The organism is Streptomyces swartbergensis (assembly GCF_002148965.1).
Taxonomy (GTDB): domain Bacteria; phylum Actinomycetota; class Actinomycetes; order Streptomycetales; family Streptomycetaceae; genus Streptomyces; species Streptomyces swartbergensis.
In genome coordinates this window covers 1-6,083 of the sequence record NZ_NGFN01000444.1, presented here as the reverse complement: position 1 = coordinate 6,083, position 6,083 = coordinate 1, and the positions used below count along the sequence as shown (strand labels likewise).

Sequence of the window (6,083 nt, the reverse complement as noted above, 5' to 3'; positions counted from 1 at the left end):
GCCCACCGCTTGGGACCCGGGCGACCCCGCCCGGCCCCCCGAGTCCGACCCGGGCGACCCCGCTCAGCCCGCCGAGCCCGGTCAGGACGAGACGGACCAGCCGCCGACCGCGCGGCCGTTCGTCATCCGGTCCCTCGACGACAACCGGGTGGAACTCCGGCCCGGCACCGGGCCGACCGCCGGCGCGCCGTACGGCGACGCGGTGAGTGACCTCGTGCACGCCGCGGTGGCCGACCGGCCGCTGGAGGAGGTCGTCGACCTCATCACCTCCCTGGAGGAGTCGCCCGACCACACGCAGGCCAAGGTAGACGCGTTGCGCACCGCCGGGGTGAGCCGGCCCGTGGAGGACGTCTCCCGGCTGATCGCCATGCTGACGAAGCCCCCGCGCGACGCCGACTGCGCGGACGAGGCCATCCGGGCCGCCGCCGCCCACCGCCCGGTGGAGGAGGTGACCCGGCTGGTGACCCTCCTGCACAAGGAGCCGCAGATGCCCCACGTCCGCGAGGAGGCCCTCCGGGCAGCCGCCACCGGCCGGTCCGTCGGTGAGCTGGTCGAGCTGATCGACCGCCTGGGCCTCGAGCGTCTGGACCGCAACGGCCGCCTGCCGGACGGGACCTCACGTCCGGACGGCGAGACCGGGGAAGCCGAGAAGCCCGGCCGGCCGGGCAAGCGCCGTACGGCACGCCCGGCTTCCGCCCGTGAGACCCACCGGACGCTCGACGACCCGCCTGCGGACCGCGTTCGTGCGACGGACCGGCTCGCCAGGTCCGTGTCGTGGTCGGGCTGGCTCGCGGCCCTGGCGCTGGCCCTGTGCGCGGTGGCCCACTTCCCGCTGCAACGCGGCGGAGCGTCCCTGCGCCTGCACGCGTTCGCCCTCGGCCTGTCGGTGCTGTGCACGGTTCTGGCCCTGCTGCTGGCGCTGCGCCCCGTCGCGGTGGTGCTGGCCGGGGCGGTGGTGGTGCCCACGGTGCTGGCCGGGGCCCAGGCGTACGGGAACTCCTCCCCGTCGGCGTCCCTGTCCCGGGCCGTGGACCTGGCGCTCGCCCCGCCGTGGCTCGCCGCCGCGGCCGCCGCGTGCGCGGCACTGCTGGCCCTCGTCGCCCTGGTCTTCCGTATGGTGGCGCCTCTGGCGCGCAGACAGTGGGCGTCCGCGCCGGCGCCCGAGGCACGCCGGATGGCGGAGTGACGCCTACGCGCCCCGCACCGGACCGGATCCGCCCGTAGCGGGACCGGTCCGGGCGTGGTTCGCCGCGCGGCGGTCGAGCAGCCCGGCCAGCACCCGGTCCGGCGTCAGGGGGAGTTCACGGAAGCGGACGCCGGTGGCGTGGTGGACCGCGTTGCCGATCGCAGCGGCCGTCCCGACGATGCCGATCTCCCCGATCCCCTTGCTGCCCATGGGGTTGAGACGGGGGTCGTCCTCGTCCAGCCAGTGCGCCTCGATCCGGTCGATGTCGGCGTGCACCGGCACGTGGTACGACGCCAGGTCCGACTCCGTGAAGTCACTGAACGCGGCGTCCATCGTGCTGCCCTCGGTCAGCGCCATGCCCAGGCCCATCGTCATGCCGCCGACGAACTGGGAGCGCGCGGTACGGGCGTTGAGGATGCGCCCCGCGGCGTACACCCCGAGCAGCCGGCCGACCCGGACCTCGCCGGTGACCGTGTCCACGGCGACCTCGGCGAAGTGCGCCCCGAAGGCGTGCCGCGCCCAGTCGCTCTCGGCGTCCGCCGAACCCCGGGTRTCGGCGCGGGCGGCGAGGCCCTGCTCGGGCAGCGGTCCCGGGTGCTCGGCCAGCCGCCGCGCCAGCCGGACACCGGCCTCGTGGACCGCCCACCCCCAGGAGGCCGTGCCGGACGAGCCGCCGGCCAGCGGCGCCGGCGGGAGTTCGGTGCTGCCGACCTCGATCCGCACCCGCTCCAGGGGCACGCCGAGGGCGTCGGCGCCGACCTGCGCGAGCACGGTCCGGGCCCCCGTACCGATGTCCGTGGCGTTGATCCGCACCAGGAACGTGCCGTCGGGCAGTGCGCGGGCCGTCGCCGTGGCGGGCGACACCATGGCGGGATACGTCGCCGCCGCCACGCCCGTCCCCAGCAGCAGGGGACCTTCCCGGCGGGAGCCCGGCCGGGGATCCCGCACGGCCCAGCCGAAGCGGCGGGCGCCTTCGCGCAGACACTCCACCAGGTGCCGGCTGCTGAACGGCTTGCCGCTGTCGGGTTCGACGTCCGGCTCGTTGCGGACGCGCAGCTCGATCGGGTCCATGCCCAGCTCGGCGGCGAGTTCGTCCATGGCGGACTCCAGCGCGTACATGCCCGGTGCCTCGCCCGGCGCCCGCATCCACGACGGCGAGGGCACGTCCAGCGCCGCGACCCGGTGCTCCGTGCGACTGTGGGGCGAGGCGTACATCACCCGCGCCGGGACCGCCGCCTGCTCCACGAACTCCTTGATCCGGGAGGTGTGGGTCGTGACCTCGTGCACGAGGGAGGTGAGGTGCCCGTCGGCGTCGGCGCCGAGCCGCAGCCGGTGCAGGGTGGGCGCACGATGCCCGACGACGGCGGGCAGATACCGGCGGGGCAGTGCCACCGTGACCGCCCGGCCGGTCTGCCGCGCCGCCATCGCGGCGAGCACCACGTCCGGCCGCGGCGTGCCCTTGGAGCCGAAGCCGCCGCCGACGTGCTCGGCGGTGACGACGATCCGCTCCTCGGGAATGCCGAACAGCCCGGCGAGCACGCTCCGCACGGCACCGGCGCCCTGGCTGGAGGTGTGCACGGTGAGCCGGCCGTCGTCCCAGCGGGCGGTGCTGGCGTGCGGCTCCATGGGATGGTTGTGCAACGGCGGCACGCGGTAGGCGACATCGACCCGGACGGCCGAGGAACCGAACGCCCCGTCGGGGTCGCCCCGTTCGCGGACAGCCGGATAATCGGCGTTGGCGTCCTCGGGGACGTACACACCCGGGTGCGACGCGGTGAGGGTCACGTCGTGTTCCTCGGCGGCGTAGTCGACGCGCACCGCGGCGGCACCGGCCCGCGCCGCCTCCAGGGTCTCGGCCACCACCAGGGCCACGAACCAGCCGCGGTGCGGAACCCGGGAGTCCTGGAGCACGGCGAGCGTGGCGTCGTCCGGCTCGGCGAGCCGCGGCGCGTTCTCGTGGGTGAGGACGGCGAGCACACCGGGTACGGCCAGGGCGTCCGCCACCTCGACGCCGGTCACCCGACCCCGGGCGACAGCCGCCGGCACGGGCCAGGCCTGGGCCAGGCCGGGGTAGTGGTACTCGGCGGCGTAGCGGGCGGTGCCGCTGACCTTCTCCCGTCCCTCCCGGCGCTCGGCAGGGGCTCCCAGGCTGCCGGTCATGAAGTCCTCCTCGCCGGCGCCGCGTCCGCGAGCCGGGACAGCACGTCCAGGGCGATCCCCCGGGCCAGCGGCACCTTGTAGGCGTTGTCGCGCAGCGGCTGCGCCGCGGACAGTTCCAGGTCGACCGCGTGCTCGAACGCGGCGGCGGTCGGAGCCGCGCCCAGCAGCGCCTCCTCCGACCGCCGGGCCCGCCACGGCCGGTGCGCCAGCGCCCCGAACGCGAGCCCCACGTCGCCGACCACGCCGTCCGACACCCGCAGTACGGCCGCGACGGACGCGAGCGCGAAGGCGTACGAGGCCCGGTCGCGGGCCTTGCGGTACGCCGACGGAAGCCCGGCCGTGGCGGCCGGCAGCACCACGCCGGTGACGAGCTCGCCCGGGCGGATCTCGGTGTCCTGTTCCGGCCGGTCCCCGGGCAGCCGGTGGAAGTCCGCCGCGGCGACGCTCCGGGCGCCCTCGGGGCCGTACAGCTCGACACGCCCGTCGAGAGCGGCCAGCGCCACCGCCATGTCCGACGGATGAGTGGCGATGCAGTGCTCGGAGTGCCCGAGCACCGCGTGATCACGGTGGACGCCGTCCCGCGCACCGCAGCCGCTGCCCGGCTCGCGCTTGTTGCACGGCTTCGACAGGTCCTGGAAGTACGGGCACCGGGTGCGCTGGAGCAGGTTGCCGCCGGTCGTCGCCGCGTTGCGCAACTGCCCCGAGGCGCCCGCGAGCACCGCCTGCGACAGCGCCGGGTACCGGTCGCGCACGAGGGGGTGGGCCGCGAGGTCGCTGTTGCGGACCATCGCCCCGATCCGCAGCGCACCGTCCGGCAGCTCCTCCACCGCGTCCAGCGGCAACCGGGTGACGTCGACGAGGGCGGCGGGCCGCTCCACACCGAGCTTCATGAGATCGACGAGGTTGGTGCCTCCGCCGAGATAACGGGCGCCGGGGTGGGAGGCGTACGCGAAGGTCGCTTCCTCGACGCTCCCGGCGCGGACGTAGGCGAACTCCTTCACGGGATCACGTCCTCCACGGCATCGGCGATCCGCGGATACGCACCGCACCGGCACAGGTTGCCGCTCAGCCGCTCCCGGATCTCCGCCCGGTCCAGCGGCACCGGCTCGGCCGAGGGCGTCGCCGGGTCGGTGACGTGTGACGGGTGACCGGCCGCCGCCTCGGCGAGCATGCCGGCCGCGGAGCAGATCTGGCCCGGGGTGCAGTAGCCGCACTGGAAGGCGTCGCGCTCCAGGAAGGCCCGTTGCAGCGGGTGCGGTTCCTCCCCGTCGCCGGAGAGCCCTTCGACGGTCGTGACCTCGCAGCCGTCCAGGGCGACCGCGAACAGCAGACAGCTGTTGACGCGCCGCCCGTCCACCAGGACCGTGCAGGCGCCGCACTGGCCGTGGTCGCAGCCCTTCTTGGCGCCCGTGAGGTCCAGATCCTCCCGCAGGAGGTCCAGCAGGACCCGCCGGTGGTCGACGGTGAGGGTGTGAGGTTTGCCGTTGACGCGGAGCGTGGTTTCCGAGTGGTACTGGTCGTTGCCCATGGAGTGGAGGACCTTCCCGGACGGGCCGTACTGCCGTACCGGACCGCGTATCCACCAGACCACGACTGACACATGCGGCCCGTCAGGACGGGCCTCTAGTGCTCGTCCCGGGACGGGGCCACGGGACGCTGGGTCCTGCCCTTGAAGCGTTCGAACGTGCGTGTGAGCTGCTGCAGCGGAGACGCCACGGGAGTGTCGGAGGGCCGCTGCCGCACGGGAGCTGCCTCGGCGGACTCCTGGTAGGCGGCCAGGGCCTCGTGGGCGCGTTCGGCCGCCTCCCGGTACAGGTCACGTGACTTCGTCATGGCCTCGAGCGCCTCGGCGTACATGGCCACCAGCCCGCGCTGGCGCTCCAGCTCCTCCTGGAGAGTCAGCAGGTGCCAGTCCTCCCGCAGCGCGGTGAGGGCGTCCTCGGCGCCGTCGGGCAGCGGTCTCGGCAGCGCGGCGTACCGTGTCACCGCGTCGACGAGGTCGGTCGGTTCCGAGCCGTCGAGGAAGACCGCGCGGACGGAGAAGTCCTCGGCCTCGTAACCGTCCGGCGCCGGGTTGCCGGGCAGCACCACGGCACCGCCGCGCGGCACCTGGACCCCCAGATCGCGCAGGGCCCAGTTGAGGCCCCGGTGCTGCTGGGGGGCGGCGCGGTGCTCCACCACGCGGTGCCGCAGGCCCGACGGGAGCCACCGCGCCACCGGCACCCGGCCTCGCTCGTCCGTGGTCATCGCCTCGTGGACCACCACGTGGATGTGCCACCCGCCGCGCACCGCGTTCCTGAACAGGCGCCGCGTCTCCTTGTCGTCGTGGGGGAGCGGATTGACCTCCCGCAGGGACAGCTCCGCGACGCCGTCCCGGTCCCAGGCGACGTCCGGCCCCTCCGGCCAGAACAGCCCGGCGGGCGACGGCCAGTCGTCGTTCCACGGCTGCTCGGCCTCCGCGACCAGCATCCACTCCTGCCCGCCGTCCGGCCCGGGCGTCACGCCGATCCGGGCGCGCACGGTCACCGTCTCGTCGACCCGCCAGCGGGCCTGGAAGACCCGCTCCGCCGGGGCGGCGGCCTCGCTCGCGCCCTCGGTCTCGGCCTCGGGCAACTCCAGAAAGTCGTCGATGGCCCGACTTCGCTTGCGCTGTTCCAGCGAGCGCCGGAGGACGTCTTCCGCGGCGCCTTCGGCATGGCGGCCGCGAGCCAGCCACACCGTGGCGGGAGTCATGGGG

At 75.0% G+C, this 6,083-nt stretch carries 5 protein-coding genes; 1 reads left to right on the top strand and 4 read right to left on the bottom strand.

Annotated elements, in window-relative coordinates:
* The coding region (locus CA983_RS46435; protein ID WP_086605503.1) for a hypothetical protein at positions 1–1,186 on the top strand (1,186 nt) is incomplete at its 5' end.
* A gap of 3 nt (positions 1,187–1,189) precedes the next feature.
* Here the strand turns inward: CA983_RS46435 and CA983_RS39375 are convergent.
* From CA983_RS39375 to CA983_RS39360, 4 genes are all read right to left on the bottom strand, one after another.
* Positions 1,190–3,346: a xanthine dehydrogenase family protein molybdopterin-binding subunit gene (locus CA983_RS39375; RefSeq protein ID WP_086605502.1), complete on the bottom strand. Its 2,157-nt coding sequence runs from the start codon at positions 3,344–3,346 to the stop codon at positions 1,190–1,192.
* The gene (locus tag CA983_RS39370; protein ID WP_086605501.1) at positions 3,343–4,347 is read right to left on the bottom strand and encodes an FAD binding domain-containing protein; all 1,005 of its coding nucleotides are present in this window, start codon (positions 4,345–4,347) and stop codon (positions 3,343–3,345) included. The genes CA983_RS39375 and CA983_RS39370 overlap by 4 nt, the downstream gene beginning before the upstream one ends.
* The gene (locus CA983_RS39365) at positions 4,344–4,874 is read right to left on the bottom strand and encodes a (2Fe-2S)-binding protein (RefSeq protein WP_167407543.1); all 531 of its coding nucleotides are present in this window, start codon (positions 4,872–4,874) and stop codon (positions 4,344–4,346) included. The genes CA983_RS39370 and CA983_RS39365 overlap by 4 nt, the downstream gene beginning before the upstream one ends.
* A 95-nt stretch (positions 4,875–4,969) precedes the next feature.
* Positions 4,970–6,064, bottom strand: coding sequence for a hypothetical protein (locus CA983_RS39360; protein ID WP_244207290.1), 1,095 nt, complete (start codon positions 6,062–6,064; stop codon positions 4,970–4,972).
* Between the last annotated feature and the right edge of the window lie 19 nt (positions 6,065–6,083).